The following is a 15,542-nucleotide window of genomic DNA, read 5'->3' as shown; positions in this document are numbered from 1 at the left end:
GCCACGTCATGCGAGATCGGACATCCGCCTCGCAAGTTCTTCGTCACGTCCAGCGGTGTGCTGGTAGCGCATCGCAGCAGCCACCGTCGAGTGTCCGAGACGTGCCTGAAGCTCTTTGAGCGTTGCGCCGGCCACCGCAGCACGCGTGGCACCGTAGTGGCGTAGCCCGTGCCAGGGGAGGTCAGGACGCTTCGCCGCCACCCTTGCCGGGTTCCAGTGCCGATAGAAAGCCGACTGCCCCAGGTGCCCCGCGCCGTCCGCGCCCGGGAACAGGAGCGAGTCGGGGAACTGACCCACATGCTCTCTCATATGCGACAGCACAACGTCGTTCACGTGCGGCGGAAGCACGATACTTCGCACACCGGCCTCAGACTTTGTCGGGCCCACGACGAACCCTTGTCCCGTGACGTGGGTGACACCGCGTGACACGTTGACGACGATCGCGGTCCCGTTGTCAGACTCGACGACGTCGATGTCTTTACGACGCAGCTCGGTGAGTTCTCCGTACCGCACACCCGTCCAGGCGGCAAGAATGACGGCAGCTTTGAATCGCGGCATGATGTGGTCAACGATGCGCTGCAACTCGGCCGCGGTCGGGGGAGTGACCTTCCTGCCCGTAGACGCCGCGGCCGCACCGCGAATCTGGCAAGGGTTGGCCTTAATGCGGCCGTCAGCAACAGCCGTCGCAAGGATGGACTTGAGGAGCTCGTAGGCCCGCGCGGCCTGCGTCTTCGTGCCGGCCACGAGTAGCCCCGAATACCAAGTGCGAACCGCCTCGGGAGAAATTGCCGACAGTCGCAGTTCACCGAAGGGGTTCAGTGGTCCGCTCACTAGTCGGCGGTACTCCGTCGCTGTTCGAGGGCGCAGGTGCTCACCGTGGCGATTTGTCCGCGTATTGATCCATTGCGACGCGTAATCAGCAAAGGTGGCGGTCTTGCCGCGCTTGGCTGACTCCGCGAGGTCGGTCGCAGTGCGTGACCACTCTCCCGAGAGAATCTGCGCTTGTTGAGTGACGAGCCACCCTCGGGCATCCGTGAGGCCGTCGAAGGTTTGGGGTGCGTTGTGGCGCACGCCGTCGGGGCCGACGTACGACGCCTGTACGCGGCCGCTCGGGAGCTTGCGCACGGAACCGAACGCTTCGCGCCGCTTGCGCTTCGCCATCCCGGCCCCACTTCGTGCAATACCGTGCAATATCTCGTGGGTTGTCCTGTCCACTCACGGGTTCCAGTGACCTTAACACTGGATCTCTTCCACCCGCAAGATTGCGGGCCAAAAGGGCGGGAGTACAGGCCACTGGGGGGCTATCTCCCAGTTTCACAGATACAGTTTCGATCCCAGTATCGCGCACCACCAGAAAGCCCCCGGAATTCCGGGGGCTTTCTGGTTTCCAGCGGACTTCATCCGTTGCGTGCGGGGCATTGTCTCGGGTGGGTTTAGCGGCGGGGCGAACACGGACCTGCGTCGACTGAATGTTGCGATCCGCCCACGCACCCGTCCGCAGCTCTGCTGCGGGAGCCCCCGGGCCCGTTATGCAGAGAACCGCGCACGGCCTCTGCGTCGAGATGAAGGAGACTGGGAGGGGGCTCATCGCAACCGTTCGACCTCGCGAAGTCCTCGCCGCCGAGGTGACCGTCCATTCTCTGGCGGAGGCGTACAAGGCTTTCGAGGCCGAACGACCCGACGGCTTCGACCTCGTCCAGGCAGGCGTGAGGATGTCCAACGGGACGACGGAGCTCAGTGCCGTCGGCCGGTTTGCGCGTCGCGACGGCCTCACCGAGATCAAAGCGGCCGATATCAGCGCTCTGCGTACGGCTGTTCCCGAGGGCTCGATTCTTTTGAACGTGCGCGCGCGCTGAAACCTAGACCTGTAGCTCATCGACGGTTGCTGGTCGACGGCCCTGTGTGCCTGATGTATTCGGTCCCCGTGCACTCGACTGCGAGCCTCGTCGGGGCAAGAATGGTGCACCCAAGTTCGCTCGCAGCGCCCGCTCGGCCGTAGCTTCGGCTTACCGACCGGGGTTTCGTGTCCTTTTCTGAGGACCTACCGTTGCAGCTCGCTGTTCCCGAGCGGGGCCTGGTCGGGAGTATCCGGACGGTTCTTCGGGTCCAGTTTCCGGGTGCCGCTGGTAGATCTCCGCAGCGCTGTCGGGGTTAGGTTCGCGCGCCGCGACATCCGGCGACGTCGCGCCATTCGGAGAATCGGTGCCACTTGAGGATGCTGATGTGTGGCGAGGATGGCGCGGGTCGTCGAGATCTACCAGCGGAAGCTCCGGCGCCACGTAGCGCGACGCCGTCGACGAGAAGCCTCGGATGAAGCTGGTCGCCGCGGCGATGCGCTCCGGATCGGTGTGAGTGGACTGCACCCGCTCGAGCAAGGTCTCGGTGTTGATGAGGGAGCTGTCGACGAGTTCTCTGACGAACTGACGGTCCTTCGGTCTGTTGGCCATGAGCTTCGAGGCACACAGGTCATGCGCGTCGAGGCACCACCCGGTGAAGTAGCCGGTGTTCTCGTTGTTCACCGGAACGAGTCGGTCGACCCAGCCTTCGGGGAGAATCGCGGTCCGCTCGCCGACCCCCTGGGCGTAGATGCCGTACGAGCTGTGGAACAGCGAGAACTCACCGATCGCGCCGTCGATGACGTTGGCAAGGTGTTCGTCAGGGCTGTCTTCGACCGGACGGACGTCGGCCTCCATCGACCGCGTGCTGTAGTCGGGTAGCTCGTACTCGCCGTAGGTGCCCAGGATCGCTTGGGATCCGAGAATGATGACCCGGTCTTGCTGGACCACCTCGCACGACGCTCGAATGATGTGCTCGAGGTCGCTACGGAACACGCGGGAGCTCCCGGGCGATCCGCTGCTGGATCTCGAACGGGAGAATTCCGGCCAGAGGCGTCATCTGCCGCAGATCATCTCCGCGTTCACCCGGGGTACGCGACAGCACGATCACTGCTTCCGCGCCGGCGTTGAGCGCAGACTCCCAGGTGTCGATCCAGCTGTTGACGTACGCGCTTCGAGCCCGGGCCCGCTGCATGGCGATGTTCTTGATCATGACCTCGCACGCACGTTCCCAGTCCTGAAGGATGAACGGCTCGACGGCACGGTGAAGAGCGCGGCTGAGCACGACGGTCCGATCGACGGGACGTGAGTCGGTATCGATAGGCAGAGCGCGTGCAGCACGTGCCATGACTGCCATGGTGTTCACCTCTCCGGAGCTCGTTCGACATGGGGTCGTCGTGTCTATTGTCACAGCAACGGTCTGCTCTGTGGGTGTGGAATCTTGTTCTTGTCGCGGCCATCAAGATGATCGCGTCACCACGGTGTGAGTATGAGTCCAAATGAACGCCGCCGTACGTCGAGACAGAAAGAGGGAGCCACCGCCGATGATGATCGAGCTCCATCCGGATGCGAAGGCGTCGGCGGCGCTCGCACAGCTTCGTGACCTCAGGAGCATGCTCGAGGGCATCCGCGGTTCCGAAGCCTCTCCGCAGGAGCTGCTCAACCGATGGCGGGAATGGAGCGCTCAGGCGCTCCTGCAGGGCGCGAGCATCCTGACGGGAGCGAGCGCATCGCGCGTCCTGCTCGGCGATCGGTTCGAGCTGCTGCACCTGCTCTCATTGCGGGATCAGGCCCCAACGATCGCTTCACTGATCGACGCTGAGCTGCAGCTGCGCATCGATACGCTGAACGCGACCATCTCCGAGATCGAGAGGCTCCAGGGATCCCTGAGCGATGTCATCATCGTGATCGATACGAGCGTCATGATGAACGCAGGGCCGCGCGTCGCCGCGATCGAATGGGACGACGTCGTGAACAAGATCACACGTCGAGCCTCGTTCGTAGTTCCGATCCGTGTCGTCGAGGAACTCGACAGTCTGAAGGACCGCGGTAGCGCCGATCAGAAGAGCAACGCGCGGCACGCCCTGAAGTGGCTGAACGACACCCTGCGTGGGCGCGCAGAGCCGGTGCCGTTCCCTCCCGAGATCGAGACGTCCGACTCCGAACGAGACACACCCGCCGGCGAGGCGAAGATCCGCGTTCTCGTCGATGACCTGTCCCGCGTCGCGCTGGTCGACGGGGACCGCGACATCATCGACCGGGCGCTACAGCTGAAGCCCTACACAGACAGAGTCATTCTTGTCACGATGGACTCCGCCATGACCTTTCGGGCGCGAGCTCTCGGGCTGGAGGCGGTCCGACTCACGCATGATCAGATCCCAGATCGGAAGCCCTGACGCCGTGGAGCAGCAGACCGAGGACGCCCGCATCGCGCATGAACTCCGTGGTCTCAGCGCGCGTGAGCTGCTGACCCGGATGGAGCTCTCCCTCGAAGAACTCCGGCGACGCGGCATCGTGCGCAGCAGAAACGCTCCTCTGGCTGACGTCTCCGAGCGCCTCGTCTGGATCGCGCGAGGAGGGACGCTGGAGCCGCAGTCCATGAAGTCCCACGACGTCACGACCGAAGCGGGCCAGAAGATTCAGGTCAAGGCCCGCATCATGAAGACCCCGTCCGGAATGTTCTCGCAGTTCCGCTCGTTCGGCTTCGACACGGCCGTGTTCCTGGTGTTCGCGCCGGTCACGGTCGATCTTCTGTTCGCGCGAGAGCTGACGGCAGGCGAGGTCACGAGTGCCGGCGCCCGCAGCGAATGGGTCAACGCGACGACGCTCACGGGCGCGAAGGTGCTCACCCGGGGCGCCGACGTCACCGACGAGATGCGCGAGGCGTATCGGCTCTTGGACACAGACCCAGGAGCCGGGTCGTGAACGCGGAGCGTCCGAACGAGCGCGCGGCGAAAGAGATCGTCGAGCATTCGCTGGGCATTCAGCTCGAGCACCATGACACTCACGGAGGCGTCGACTACCTCAGCGCGGACGGGACCGTTGCGCTGGAGGTGACCGCGGTCACCGACGGCTGGAAGAGGGGCGCTAGTGACGCCCTGAGGAGATCAGAGCGCAAGGGCACCCCCGATGTGTCTCTGCGGAACTGCTGGATCGTGTCGACGTCGCTCGACCAGTCGACGCTGCGCACCTTCGTACAGCGCGTCTCGCCCGTGATCGCGGAGCTCGAGGCCGCGGGGGAGTCCCGCTTTTCAGACCAGGAAGCCGCTGTGCACGTCCTGATGGGCGGACCCCTCTCCGCTGTGTACAGGAGGCTGTTGGGGGCCGGCGTAGAGGTCGCTGGTAACGCGCCGCACGCCGCGCGAGCAGACGACCCCGACCACAAGCACCAGGTCTTCATCATGGCCGGAAGCGGTGGTGTCGCCACCTCCAGCAACGAAGCCGTGTCGCAGTTGATGGACGAGCTGCGACCCAAAGTCGACAATCCGAAGAAGCTCCGGGACAGTGGCGCTGGGAGCCGGCATCTCTTCGTGTGGGTCAACGACGACACTGAGTGGAGTATCGCCCGCCCGGTGCGTGGCGCAGCACTCCCGGGTCAGAGTGACGGATGGCGACTGCCCGACGTGGTGCCGGACCTGGGTCCTGCGATCACGCACCTCTGGGTGGTCCATGCGCGGTCGATGCGAGGCTGGCTGTGGAACGGCGAGGTGTGGTCGGTGGTGAATGCGTCGACAGACGATGTCGGCGGTGAGGAGTAGATCTATCTTCCACCCGGGATCGTTGACATGCGTCCGCTGCGCGAGTGACGGGTCCTGTCCGACAACGGAAGACGGGAGAGATATCTCGCCTCATCTGCACTGACGATAGCGAGCGAGAGGCGCCCGCACGGGCGAACCGCGACCTGACGAACTGACGCCGGCGGGGGATAGAGCGGACTACGCGTACGCACACGGGAGGCGAATCAGCCGCTCGCGTTCGACACGGCGCGGCTCGCGGTGATCGCTTCGGGCACGTCTCAGCCGTGCCGGGTCGCGTCTCGCACTAACATCGGCGAGCGGAAGTTTGGCTGGCTGCCCCGATAGTCGCGATCCTTGGATTACAGGTCCTGGCGCTTGTTCGGCTAGAGCGCGTACTCACGATGTCCAAGCGGTCGTCCTCTCGTACCCTTGTCTTCATTTCTCTGACACGAGCGATCAGCGATCTAGACGCGGCTGTCACGGCGGGCACTCGGGTGAGCACGCTCCTGAAAATCGGCGTCGAGCGGGTCCGGCTTCTCTCCGCGGGTGACACCTTCGACGAGGAGATGGCCCGTGCGCTGGGCTCCCTAGAAGGGGCACGTCACGCGATTACTAGCCAGCCACCCACCCAGACGGCCCTGGCGCTACAGACACTGTTCGGCGCCGCCATCGACCTGCGACTCGCTGTCGTCCATGCGTTCACCTACTCCGTCAGCTTGGGCGCGCTCCAGGAGCCAGTCGCCATTGCAGATGATGCGGGCTCGGATGAAGACCCCTCCTCCTTGGTGGAGAGGTTCTTCTTGAGGATCAGAGATCTCGAGCAGTCGATGGTCGTGGAGGCTGCGGCCAAACAGATCGAGGTTGCTACGGGGAAACTGCCGGAGCACATGCACAGTGAATTCGGGTGATCCCCGCCCGTCCGCCTTGGTCCGATCGCTGTTCGGCTGAGAGCGGTAGTGCAGACCCATGCCCACCTCCGACCCTGCAGGCACGTCCCCGCTCACCACCCGTCCGCGCTGTGAGATTCTCGTCTCAGTGCTCACCGACAGCCCGCCCCGTGACACGCAGCAGGGAATGAAGCGTAGACGCGCGAATCGTGCGCTATATTGAAGTCTCGGCCATCGTTGCGAGGGCCACAAGCTCCTAGACGGGACACGCTCATGGCCTACAACTCACCTGCCGACGCCCTCGGCGAGCACGCGGATATGGCTCGTGAGCTCATGGTCGACGTCGTCCGGACTCGCCACGAAAGCACCGTCGACGGTCACGATGCCGCGAAGACGCGGTTCCTGAACTTCTTCGGCAGCCAGTGGCGCGACCTGCTGTGCGATGCCCGCGACGCGTTCAAGGAGCGCGGTTTCGGCTCCCACAAGCTCACTCCGGCCGGCTATCGCGTGCCGATCGTCAACGACGCGCTGCTGTTTGTCACGCGGATTCCCGAGGGCGTCGATGTCGTTCGGGAGTTCGCCTCGAGCAGGACGCGTATGAGCAGCTTCTTCGCTCGGCGCGAACCGGAGCTTTTTGGCAACAGCTTGATGGACGGTGGAGAGGAGGCGCGGGACGCCGACGAGCTCGAGCGATTCGAGAGGCTGGTCGAGGCGGCCGGCGCGGTAATGCCTGTGGTGCTTGTCATGGTGCACTCCACGCCGCGTCAGCTCTCATCCATCACCTGGGCGGTCGCGGAATACCGTTCGGGCCAGGTGCACCTGCTCGGCGAAGAGCCAATTTGGTCCGACGACTTCGCCGGCGAGGGTCTGGACGTCGAGGTCGAGTCGTTCGACAGTGGCGTGCCCGCGGCTCCCGTCGTCGCGCTGCAGACTCGGGACGTGACTCCTGATGAGTGAACTTCCGCCAACCTTGTTCGACCTCCCGAGCACGAGGTCTTCCGGCAGGTTCGAGCCGGCGCGGCTCACACAGGCCCGCGTTCGACAGGGACTCAGCAAGTCGGAACTAGCCGCTGCGATCGAGGTCTCCTCGGCGGCCATCGGTCAGTACGAAGCCGATGTGAACGCGCCGCGGCCCGAGGTCGTCGAACGGCTCGCCCGTGTCCTCAAGGTGCAGCCCGACTTCTTCAACGTCGGCCGACCGATGGCTCGAATCGAGACCCTGAACGCACACTTCCGGAGTCTGCGTTCTACCCGGGTCAGTGATCGCCAGCGCGCTCTGGCGACGACGACTCTGATCTGGGAGCTCACCTTTGCGCTTGAGCGCTACATCAAGCTCCCCGACGCGGATCTGCCGAAGCTGCCTGCGAGGACGTCCCCCGTGGATGCCGCGCAGATTCTGCGCACGCACTGGGATCTCCCGGACGGTCCGGTGAAGCACCTCGTCGCAACGGCCGAGTCTCACGGCATCGTCGTTGCGGTGAGACCTCTCAGCGAAGTCGAGCGCGTGGACGCGTTCTCAGCGGTGATCGTCGAGCGACCCATCGTGGTCACAACGCCGCGTCGGACCGACAACGTCTTCCGACACAGGTTCTCCATCGCCCACGAGATTGGGCATCTGCTCCTGCACGCGGATTCCGACGAGCAGAGCGCCGCGATCGAGCGAGAAGCCGACGAGTTCGCCGCGGCGTTTCTCACGCCGGCCGCGGCGATGGACGCCGTGCTGCCGCAGCGGCTGGATCTCGCCGCGCTGGACCGCGTGGGGCGAACGTGGGGAGTTTCACCGCACTCGTTAGTTCGCCGCATGGTCGAACGAAACAGAGTGACGGAGTCCTCTGCTCGTCGGGCCTACCAGCGGCTCGCAGCAAGCTATGACCCGGACGCGGACCCCGCGGGTTCGTATCCGGGGGAGGTGCCGACTCTGCTTCGCAAAGCAGCTGAGCTGGCTGCTTCGCACGGGACGAACGTGCCCGCTCTTGCTGAGCTGCTCAGACTTCCGACGGCGCAGGTCAGGGATCTGCTGGGGGAGACGGACACACGGCCGGTCCTGCGACTGCTCGACGGCGGCCTCAGCGAAGCAGGCTAGGCCCACCGTGTGACTGGCGCGCACTGCACACAGCCGCTTGTATAAGCAGATGGACTACGCCGCAGCGGTCGAGCGCGCCCGCACCGGAGGCGAGCTCGTCTGGCACTACACGACGCTGGACACTCTCGCTCTGATCCTTCAGGGAAACTCGTTTCTCGCGACCGAGGTGAGCTTCCAGAACGACATTCGCGAGACGCTCACTGCGGACGCTGCCTTCACAGAGGCGCTGGAAGCGTTGCAGGCAGACCCCACCTACGAACTCTTTGCTCGCCAAGCACTGCGATTCCTCGGAGAGGAGCCCCATTGGGATCCGTGGTCTGACCTGCCGTCCAGACAGCTCGTGCACGACGCCCGTTTCATCCTCTGCGCGTCGGACGACCCTGATTCGCTTTATGCATGGCGCACCTACTCAAGCGGGGGCATCGGCTGTGCCATCGGACTGGACCCGAAGGTAGCGCTGGGTGTCGTCGACCAGGACAGCAATCCTTCGCCACGTTCGATCCGACACTGGCGTCCGGTCGTGTACCAGCCCGGAAGGGTGCGGCAAGCTGCGGAGCGCCCGCTGAAGCGGCTCGGCGATCGGTGGAACGCCGCACACGCGCGCGACACAGCCGCCGAAGAAGGCCGCAGCGAGGCATTCGGGTTGATCGTCGCGGATCTCGCGGATGCCCGTGCCGATGTGCGGTCCAGAGCCAAAGACCCTGCGTTTTCGGACGAGCACGAACAACGCGTGACCGTGGAGATGTTCTCCCGAAAGGCTCTACTCACGACTCCCAGCAGCATGGGGCCACGACCTCACGTCCGGCTCGTGACTAGCCCGACAGGTAAATGGGGTGCCGCGGTCGATAGCGCTGTGGCGGCACCGAAGCTGCCGATCCGCGCGGTCCGGTTAGGTCCCGACGCGCCACAGAGTGCGACAGCGGCCGTGCAGTGGCTGCTCATCGCGAACGACTACGAGATCGACCCCGGCTACATCGATGACGGCACCCGTCCACCACATATGCAGCAGACGTGGGAGAACACGATCATCTTCGATCGCTCTGAGCACCCCTACCGGTCGCGATGAGCAGTCGCGTCACGCCTGAGTGCCAGGTTCTCCGGTGATCCGGCTCACGGACTTCCTGCCTGTTCCTGAGCCCAGCTCAACGAAGCTGAAGTTCCATATGCGTGCCGGCAACGGCGGCGGCGAGGCGTGGGACCTTCTCGTCGACGACGATCCCGAGTGGCTAAACATGAGCCGCTGGCGCGCGGTCAACGCGAACAACAACATGGGCGACGCCCGGTATCTGCTGGCGTGGGCGCAGTACTACCCGTACGGGCCGAACTACTTCATCTTCGGCGGGTTCTTCCGGGTGACACCGGTGATGCCGGCGGTCATCGACGGTCTTGGCTACGACTTGAAGCTGCAGAATCTCCACGCCGAGTACATCAAGCGTTTGATCATCAAGCTCGACAAACCTCTCGGCCGGCAGGTCTACCTGCGAAGGTATGAGACCGTGCAGGAGCAGCTCGCTCCCGAGGTGTACGAGCTCGCGCCCGACACCAAGCTCGGCACGTTCCCCGGTTATCAGAACACCCGGCTCCGACATCACGAGCTGCAGCGGATCGTCGCGAACGACGAACCCTCCTGGAAAGACGCCCTCTCGAGCGTGAAGGGCGTCTACGTGATCACCGATCTGAGCGACGGCCGGCTGTATGTCGGCTCGGCATCCGGGGAAGCGAACGGTCTCTGGCAGCGCTGGTCAGGCTACGCCCAGCTCAGCAACCTCACCGGCGGCAATCGTGAGCTGGAGAGCATCCGCCGCGAGCTGGGCGACGCGCACATTGTCGGGAACTTCCAGTATTCGATCCTCGAGATCTTCGACCCGAAGACCAAGGCTGAGACAATCCTCGCTCGCGAGAGCTTCTGGAAGCAGGCTCTCCATACGCGGCGCCCGCACGGCCTGAATGCGAACTAAGCGGTCGTGGGCTCGTCCTGCTCTGCCCGATCAGCGGTCGATGCTTTGCCACGCGGCGACTAGACGACGCATGGACGCGACGTCCAGCGTGAGCGAGGGACCCTCCCCTGATTCAGCAGGGACCACTGCCGCCCAATATTCGGAGCGTTCCCGCACGACTTCGAGAAACCAAGGTTGCAACGCTGGGCTCTCCTTTTGCCAGAATGACGCTCGGGAACTGAACGGCGGTCGAGGTGGCGAAATTCGTCATGTAGGCCTGTCTAGCGGAGGAGATGAGTCACGCACGCTTGTCCACAGGGTGAAGTCTCGTGGTGGGCGTGGCTAGTCCTCGGGCGCGTTCATCGACCGTTGATCCCGCCGCCGGGGACCCCCTCGGAGATGATGCGCCGATGCAGACGCTCGGTGGCGATTCTGAGGGACACCGCCCAGCCGATCACTTCCCCGCGATGCTCGACTCGATAGCGCAGCCCGTCTTCTGTTCGGCGCAGTTCGATCTCACCTGCGACGGCGTGCCGAGAATCCAGCATCGCCCAGTGTCCCGGAGGGGACTCATGCGCGAGCAACTGAGGATGCCAGCGGGGGCCGACATCGTCTCGCATCACGCAAGTATCGAATATGCGTACTGCCGGAGCAGCTTCGTGCCCCAGAGCCCCCGTTCGGCGTCAACCGCGCGGGCCCGACTCCTGGGTCGTGGGCTGCTTACCCCACGCGAGATTGAGTGATCCCTTCACCCCGACGATCCACCGCCTGCTGTTCTCCGCGATGCGCACATTCAACGGGATCCCGTCGGGCAAATCCTCGCCGATGACGAGCAGCTTCGTCGGCGATAGTGGAAACGAGATGGTGCAGACTTCGTCGTTCTTCGTCGGACGCCACAACAGCACCGCCCCATCTCCGGTAGCGAGACCCACTGCGTCGAGCACTTTCCAGTCCCACTCTTCGAGCGGCAGGCTGGATAGGCGGAATACGTCTTGCCGCGATTGGGACAGCGTCAGCACGTCGCCGAGCGCAAGCTCGGTATCCTTCGTGGTGCCATCCGTCATGACCAGTACGGCGGGCACGCGCAGGTTCGCCTGATCGGCGTAGCGCCCTCGCGCGAGGTGCATGTCGAGAAACGCGATCATCGCGTCACGCTCCGCGTCGCTGAGCGCTTTCGCGCCCTCGCGGAGCTTGACGATAACGGGCGTACCGGCGTCCTCGATCGCCCAGTAGGCGCGTTCCAGATCGTGGGTGAGAACCTTCGGGTCGTAGACGTAGCTGACGACCGTGGCGTTCAGATATGACGTCGTGAACCCCCGCTTGTGCTGAACGTCGATCACATCGACGCGGTTTCGTTCATCGCCCCACGCGCTGATGTACCCCCCGGACACCATGTGTCCCCGCTTGACCACCATTCCGCTCCCCTCACGAGTCACCGTAGAGCACCCGCGTGAAACAGCTGACCGAGTGGACTTCGGACGTGAGTGCCGGGCTGCTCTCCCTCGGGCGGGTGTAGATTCTCCGTCACGAGCAGTCTGGACTGCTCATTTCCGAGTCGGGATCCCCACGTGATCCCGGCCGCGAAGGTAACCGGTGCGGATCCAGATGCAGGACATGCAGTGCCCATCTTGTCGAGACCTCTCTTCACCGATGCCAGCTCTGCGGACGTGGGGCGCGAGCGACGGCAAGGAAGAAGATCGAGATGAACGACAGCGTTGTTCCTGCTCGCCTGCGGGCCATCCAACAAGACGCCCGCGCCTGGAGCACGTTCTCCGGGATGAAGTACACCCGTGCGCTCCGCCTCATGGAGCATCCGCTCGCTCAGGGCATCCTGGGGGAGCGCATCTGTGCACGCGACGTGATCCGGGCGCTGGGCGAGCACCCGGTGCTGACCGAGCCCGTCTGGGAAGAGTCCACCGACGGTGAGCTCGTCGACACAGGCGAACGCGTCACCCACCTGGGCCGCAACGGGCTCTATTCCGGCGAAGAGCATCCGTTCTCCGTCGCGCACGAGGACGATTACCTCCGGCTCGTGTTGACCGCTGAGGTGCTGCGATCATTCGACCTAGCGGGCGAGCCCAACGAGGACACCTACGGCTACAACCTGAAACACACCGCCGAAGAGTTCCTCAGTGAGCACCTCGGGCAGTTCTCCGACATCGCCAACGGCGACGTGATTTGGGCCGCCGCGGCGCTCGGCATCCCGATCGCGGAGTCGTCACCGGGGAAGTGGGGCCTGAACGCTGATCTCGGTCTCGTCACGGAGCAGGTCGAATACGCACGCTCGATGCGTCGGAGCTCGGAGCCTGACCGTGACACGATCCGCGCTCACCATCACCGTCCGCCGGGGTATCTCTTTCTGATACGGGCGCTGCAGGAGTATCGCGACACCGGCGCCGCACCCGGCCGCTGGAACGGCGTCGACGAGCAGGCGGAGCCGAAGACGAGCCCGTTCCACGAATGGCTCCTGGCGCAGGCGCTTCCCGGAGACCGCGGTGTTCCCGGCACACGAGAGGCCCTCGCTGGGGACTACGCCGAGGGTGTGCGCATCAGCGAGCACGGAGTTGTCCTGCAGCCGGAACAGCTCGTCACGCTCATGCGCGCCCTGGGCGCCGACGAGAACTTCGTCGACGCGGCTCGCGAGGCCGTGCTGGATTGGGCGATGACTTCACCCCTCTCCACGGGCATCCGCACCGAGCTGATCGCCGGCAAGCGCCGCGGACATCCGGGCTGGGGCGCCGGGGGTGGCACGATCGAGCACTACGAGTTCCGTTGCCCGTGCGGTGCCGGAACCATCGACGAGGAGCACGAGAACATCCCGGGGTTCCGTGAGCACGATGTGCGGATCGTCTGCGGGAAGTGCGACGGTGCGTGGGAATTCGTGCCCGATCTCGCCGTCAGGCAGTGGCGGGTCCGCCCTGTCGCCGCGCCGGCTGCTGCGTGAGGCCTTTCCGCCGACCGTGATTCAAATAGAGGACCCCGTTGCCAGCAGTGGCAACGGGGTTCTCTGTCCTAGGTTCAGTCGGGGATCATCGCGGGCTCATGCTCTCTCTGGTCCGGTTGCCTTCGCCAACAGAGCCTCGAGCTGGTCGAGTTCGCTGTCGCGGAGACCGGCCAGCGGTGAGCTGTTCTCGACGCGATCGATCGTCTCCGTTCGAGCCTTGCGCCCGGCGTCGGTGAGCGCAACGACGTTGACGCGCCGATCGCGCGGGTGCGGCGTCCGTACGACGAGGTCGTGGTTCTCCAGCTTGTTGATGACGAAGGTGACGTTCGACGGCTCGCACGAGAGCGCATCCGCGATCTGCCGCTGCGTCAGCGGGGTTTCGAGCTCGCGCAGAACGGCTGCCTGCGTCTCCGTGAGGTCGATGTCACTCACCGCCACCCGGATCTGATCGGTCAAGTCTTTCGAGAGTCGCGCAAGAAGTGTGCGCACGCGGCGAGTCCGATCGGCCCTAGCTACATCGCGTGTGACGCCCATGGGGTGAATGTTACGAGCGAACAGTTGACTCGAACAGGACTGCCAACAGCACTGGGGCGAAGCGCTTCGGTTCCACTCGCGATCCGCGGCCAGGTCGTCCGCAGCGCTCCTCGCGCGCGGGCGATCCGGCCACCAGCATCTCGCCGTACTGGCACCCCGAGCCGGGGAGGCGGCCGCACAGCGCTCACCGCGGCATCGATAGCCGAGGGCGCAGATGAGTCGACCCACCAGCGGGCGGCCGTCCGGCGACGGTCGTTCACGTCGTACCCACCGGTCGGACCGACGAGGGCCGCACGTGCAGTCGTGCGGTCGACGGGGGCGTCCTGTCGTGATCGCCGGTCGCGAACCGCGGGGCAGAGACGCACCGTGGCTTTCACCCGCCGGGCGGCGAACCGCGGGGCAGAGACGCACCGTGGCTTTCACCGGCCGGGTGGGATCCTTGCCGCCGACCGGTTTCGACATGACGACCGCGGGGCTTCGACGGCGCCTCGCCGACTGATCGCCGCCGGGAGTCGACCGACCGGGGGAGTGGTCGTTCCCGCCGCCAGTAAGGGGGGCTGCGGAGTGCCTGGCGGCGGGAACGAGACGACGCTAACCCATGTCCACCGAAAGGGGGACACGAATCCACCGGTCTTGCGGCACCGTTGCGCATTCCTTGCGCCGGCGTTGAGGTTCGGCATAGTCGCCGCACAGGCGGGTCGATCAGATCACGTCGAGGCTCTCGAGATACTGCGCCACTCGCTCCTCGTCGACGACGTCCAGCGGCTGGCCGTTCACCCGGCGGACGGATGCCAAGGTCGTCATCGACTCGTTCGTCAATCCGAACCGGTACGTCTTCAGTGACACGACCACAGGCCCCACCTGCGGGACGTCATAGCTCCCCATGACCGCGAGCGTAGGGGCGCGGGAACACCACATGGAAGCGCTCCCATGAACAGTCTTCGCAATCCGGCCGCCCTCCGGCGTCTCGCGCAACCCCCGAGTGGGCTGTTCGTACCTCGCTAGCGTGGAACCATGACGGTCCCCGACACCCACTGGCGTGAGATCGCCTCGTCGCCCTTCGTTTCGCTCGGCACCTTTCGCAAGAACGGCGCACTCGTCGCGGTTCCGGTGTGGATCGCCCGCGACGGCGACGAACTCGTCGTCACCAGCGAGCGTTCCACGGGGAAGGTCAAGCGCCTGCGCAACGATCCGCGGGTCGTTCTGCGCCCCTGCAGCCGCATGGGGTCCATCGACCCGGATGCCATCACCGTCGAGGCGCACGCGCGCATCGCGGCGCCCGCGACCGACGATGACCGGGCCGATCGCGCCCTACGCCGGAAGTACGGCCTGCAGTTCCGCATCATCCTCGGCGTCGAGGCGCTGGTCCGGCGCATCCAGCGCAAGCCCGGTGATCGGGTGATCCTGCGCATCTCGCGCGCCGGCTGACGTTCGGCATCCGTCCGGGATGGACGCATCGCGCGAACCACTACCCCCGTAGCGACGGAGGAACAAGGGGTTTACGCCAGGGGGCTGGATGGGGGACAGTGCACGAAGAGACGGCGATGGAACCCCGGCCATCAGCGTTCGACTTCTCGCCGAGAGA

Annotated in this window: 18 protein-coding genes; 11 read left to right on the top strand and 7 right to left on the bottom strand. The window is 65.0% G+C overall.

From position 1 onward, the window contains the following. Positions 1-6: 6 nt before the first annotated feature. Positions 7-1,161 (bottom strand): tyrosine-type recombinase/integrase, encoded by a 1,155-nt coding sequence (locus AB0N80_RS14130; protein ID WP_363579054.1) that lies wholly within the window; start codon positions 1,159-1,161, stop codon positions 7-9. A 368-nt stretch (positions 1,162-1,529) separates the two neighbouring features. On the opposite strand from AB0N80_RS14130, the gene AB0N80_RS14125 reads away from it, so the two are divergent. Next, positions 1,530-1,856 carry a hypothetical protein gene (locus tag AB0N80_RS14125; RefSeq protein ID WP_363579053.1) on the top strand — a complete coding sequence of 109 codons (327 nt, stop codon included), beginning with the start codon at positions 1,530-1,532 and terminating at the stop codon, positions 1,854-1,856. A 150-nt stretch (positions 1,857-2,006) separates the two neighbouring features. Here AB0N80_RS14125 and AB0N80_RS14120 read toward each other — a convergent pair whose 3' ends face one another. After that, entirely contained in the window at positions 2,007-2,831 is an 825-nt protein-coding gene (locus AB0N80_RS14120) for a DUF6036 family nucleotidyltransferase (RefSeq protein ID WP_363579052.1), read from the bottom strand. Then, positions 2,821-3,201 carry a hypothetical protein gene (locus tag AB0N80_RS14115; protein ID WP_363579051.1) on the bottom strand — a complete coding sequence of 127 codons (381 nt, stop codon included), beginning with the start codon at positions 3,199-3,201 and terminating at the stop codon, positions 2,821-2,823. The genes AB0N80_RS14120 and AB0N80_RS14115 overlap by 11 nt, the downstream gene beginning before the upstream one ends. Before the next feature lie 178 nt (positions 3,202-3,379). On the opposite strand from AB0N80_RS14115, the gene AB0N80_RS14110 reads away from it, so the two are divergent. From AB0N80_RS14110 to AB0N80_RS14075, 8 genes are all read left to right on the top strand, one after another. Continuing rightward, a complete protein-coding gene (locus AB0N80_RS14110; RefSeq protein ID WP_363579050.1) occupies positions 3,380-4,231 on the top strand; it encodes a PIN domain-containing protein in 852 nt (283 codons plus the stop codon). After that, positions 4,203-4,760 (top strand): hypothetical protein, encoded by a 558-nt coding sequence (locus AB0N80_RS14105; RefSeq protein ID WP_363579407.1) that lies wholly within the window; start codon positions 4,203-4,205, stop codon positions 4,758-4,760. The genes AB0N80_RS14110 and AB0N80_RS14105 overlap by 29 nt, the downstream gene beginning before the upstream one ends. Then, positions 4,757-5,593, top strand: coding sequence for a hypothetical protein (locus AB0N80_RS14100; protein WP_363579049.1), 837 nt, complete (start codon positions 4,757-4,759; stop codon positions 5,591-5,593). Before AB0N80_RS14105 ends, AB0N80_RS14100 begins: the two co-directional genes overlap by 4 nt. 473 nt (positions 5,594-6,066) lie before the next feature. Beyond that, positions 6,067-6,480 carry a hypothetical protein gene (locus AB0N80_RS14095; RefSeq protein ID WP_363579048.1) on the top strand — a complete coding sequence of 138 codons (414 nt, stop codon included), beginning with the start codon at positions 6,067-6,069 and terminating at the stop codon, positions 6,478-6,480. A gap of 252 nt (positions 6,481-6,732) precedes the next feature. Then, positions 6,733-7,416: a hypothetical protein gene (locus tag AB0N80_RS14090; RefSeq protein ID WP_363579047.1), complete on the top strand. Its 684-nt coding sequence runs from the start codon at positions 6,733-6,735 to the stop codon at positions 7,414-7,416. Continuing rightward, the gene (locus AB0N80_RS14085) at positions 7,409-8,542 is read left to right on the top strand and encodes an XRE family transcriptional regulator (protein ID WP_363579046.1); all 1,134 of its coding nucleotides are present in this window, start codon (positions 7,409-7,411) and stop codon (positions 8,540-8,542) included. The genes AB0N80_RS14090 and AB0N80_RS14085 overlap by 8 nt, the downstream gene beginning before the upstream one ends. A gap of 49 nt (positions 8,543-8,591) precedes the next feature. Then, entirely contained in the window at positions 8,592-9,608 is a 1,017-nt protein-coding gene (locus AB0N80_RS14080; RefSeq protein WP_363579045.1) for a DUF2971 domain-containing protein, read from the top strand. 34 nt (positions 9,609-9,642) lie between these two features. Further along, a complete protein-coding gene (locus tag AB0N80_RS14075) occupies positions 9,643-10,500 on the top strand; it encodes a GIY-YIG nuclease family protein (RefSeq protein ID WP_363579044.1) in 858 nt (285 codons plus the stop codon). Between the two features lie 338 nt (positions 10,501-10,838). Here the strand turns inward: AB0N80_RS14075 and AB0N80_RS14070 are convergent, their stop codons facing one another. Together AB0N80_RS14070 and AB0N80_RS14065 are read right to left on the bottom strand one after the other, a co-directional pair. After that, positions 10,839-11,099 (bottom strand): hypothetical protein, encoded by a 261-nt coding sequence (locus tag AB0N80_RS14070; RefSeq protein WP_363579043.1) that lies wholly within the window; start codon positions 11,097-11,099, stop codon positions 10,839-10,841. Between the two features lie 63 nt (positions 11,100-11,162). Beyond that, a complete protein-coding gene (locus tag AB0N80_RS14065) occupies positions 11,163-11,894 on the bottom strand; it encodes a hypothetical protein (protein WP_363579042.1) in 732 nt (243 codons plus the stop codon). Positions 11,895-12,181: 287 nt separating this feature from the next. On the opposite strand from AB0N80_RS14065, the gene AB0N80_RS14060 reads away from it, so the two are divergent. Next, the gene (locus tag AB0N80_RS14060) at positions 12,182-13,423 is read left to right on the top strand and encodes a hypothetical protein (RefSeq protein WP_363579041.1); all 1,242 of its coding nucleotides are present in this window, start codon (positions 12,182-12,184) and stop codon (positions 13,421-13,423) included. Positions 13,424-13,519: 96 nt separating this feature from the next. Here the strand turns inward: AB0N80_RS14060 and AB0N80_RS14055 are convergent, their stop codons facing one another. Together AB0N80_RS14055 and AB0N80_RS14050 are read right to left on the bottom strand one after the other, a co-directional pair. Next, positions 13,520-13,879: a MarR family transcriptional regulator gene (locus AB0N80_RS14055; protein WP_363579040.1), complete on the bottom strand. Its 360-nt coding sequence runs from the start codon at positions 13,877-13,879 to the stop codon at positions 13,520-13,522. A gap of 780 nt (positions 13,880-14,659) precedes the next feature. Next, positions 14,660-14,842, bottom strand: coding sequence for a hypothetical protein (locus AB0N80_RS14050; protein WP_315995723.1), 183 nt, complete (start codon positions 14,840-14,842; stop codon positions 14,660-14,662). Between the two features lie 129 nt (positions 14,843-14,971). Between AB0N80_RS14050 and AB0N80_RS14045 the strand changes: the two genes are divergently transcribed. Continuing rightward, positions 14,972-15,385, top strand: coding sequence for a PPOX class F420-dependent oxidoreductase (locus AB0N80_RS14045; RefSeq protein WP_363579039.1), 414 nt, complete (start codon positions 14,972-14,974; stop codon positions 15,383-15,385). The last annotated feature ends 157 nt before the right edge of the window (positions 15,386-15,542 follow it).

This window comes from Microbacterium sp. NPDC089188 (genome assembly GCF_040685155.1).
Classification (GTDB): domain Bacteria; phylum Actinomycetota; class Actinomycetes; order Actinomycetales; family Microbacteriaceae; genus Microbacterium; species Microbacterium galbum.
This window is presented reverse-complemented; position numbering and strand designations above follow the sequence as displayed.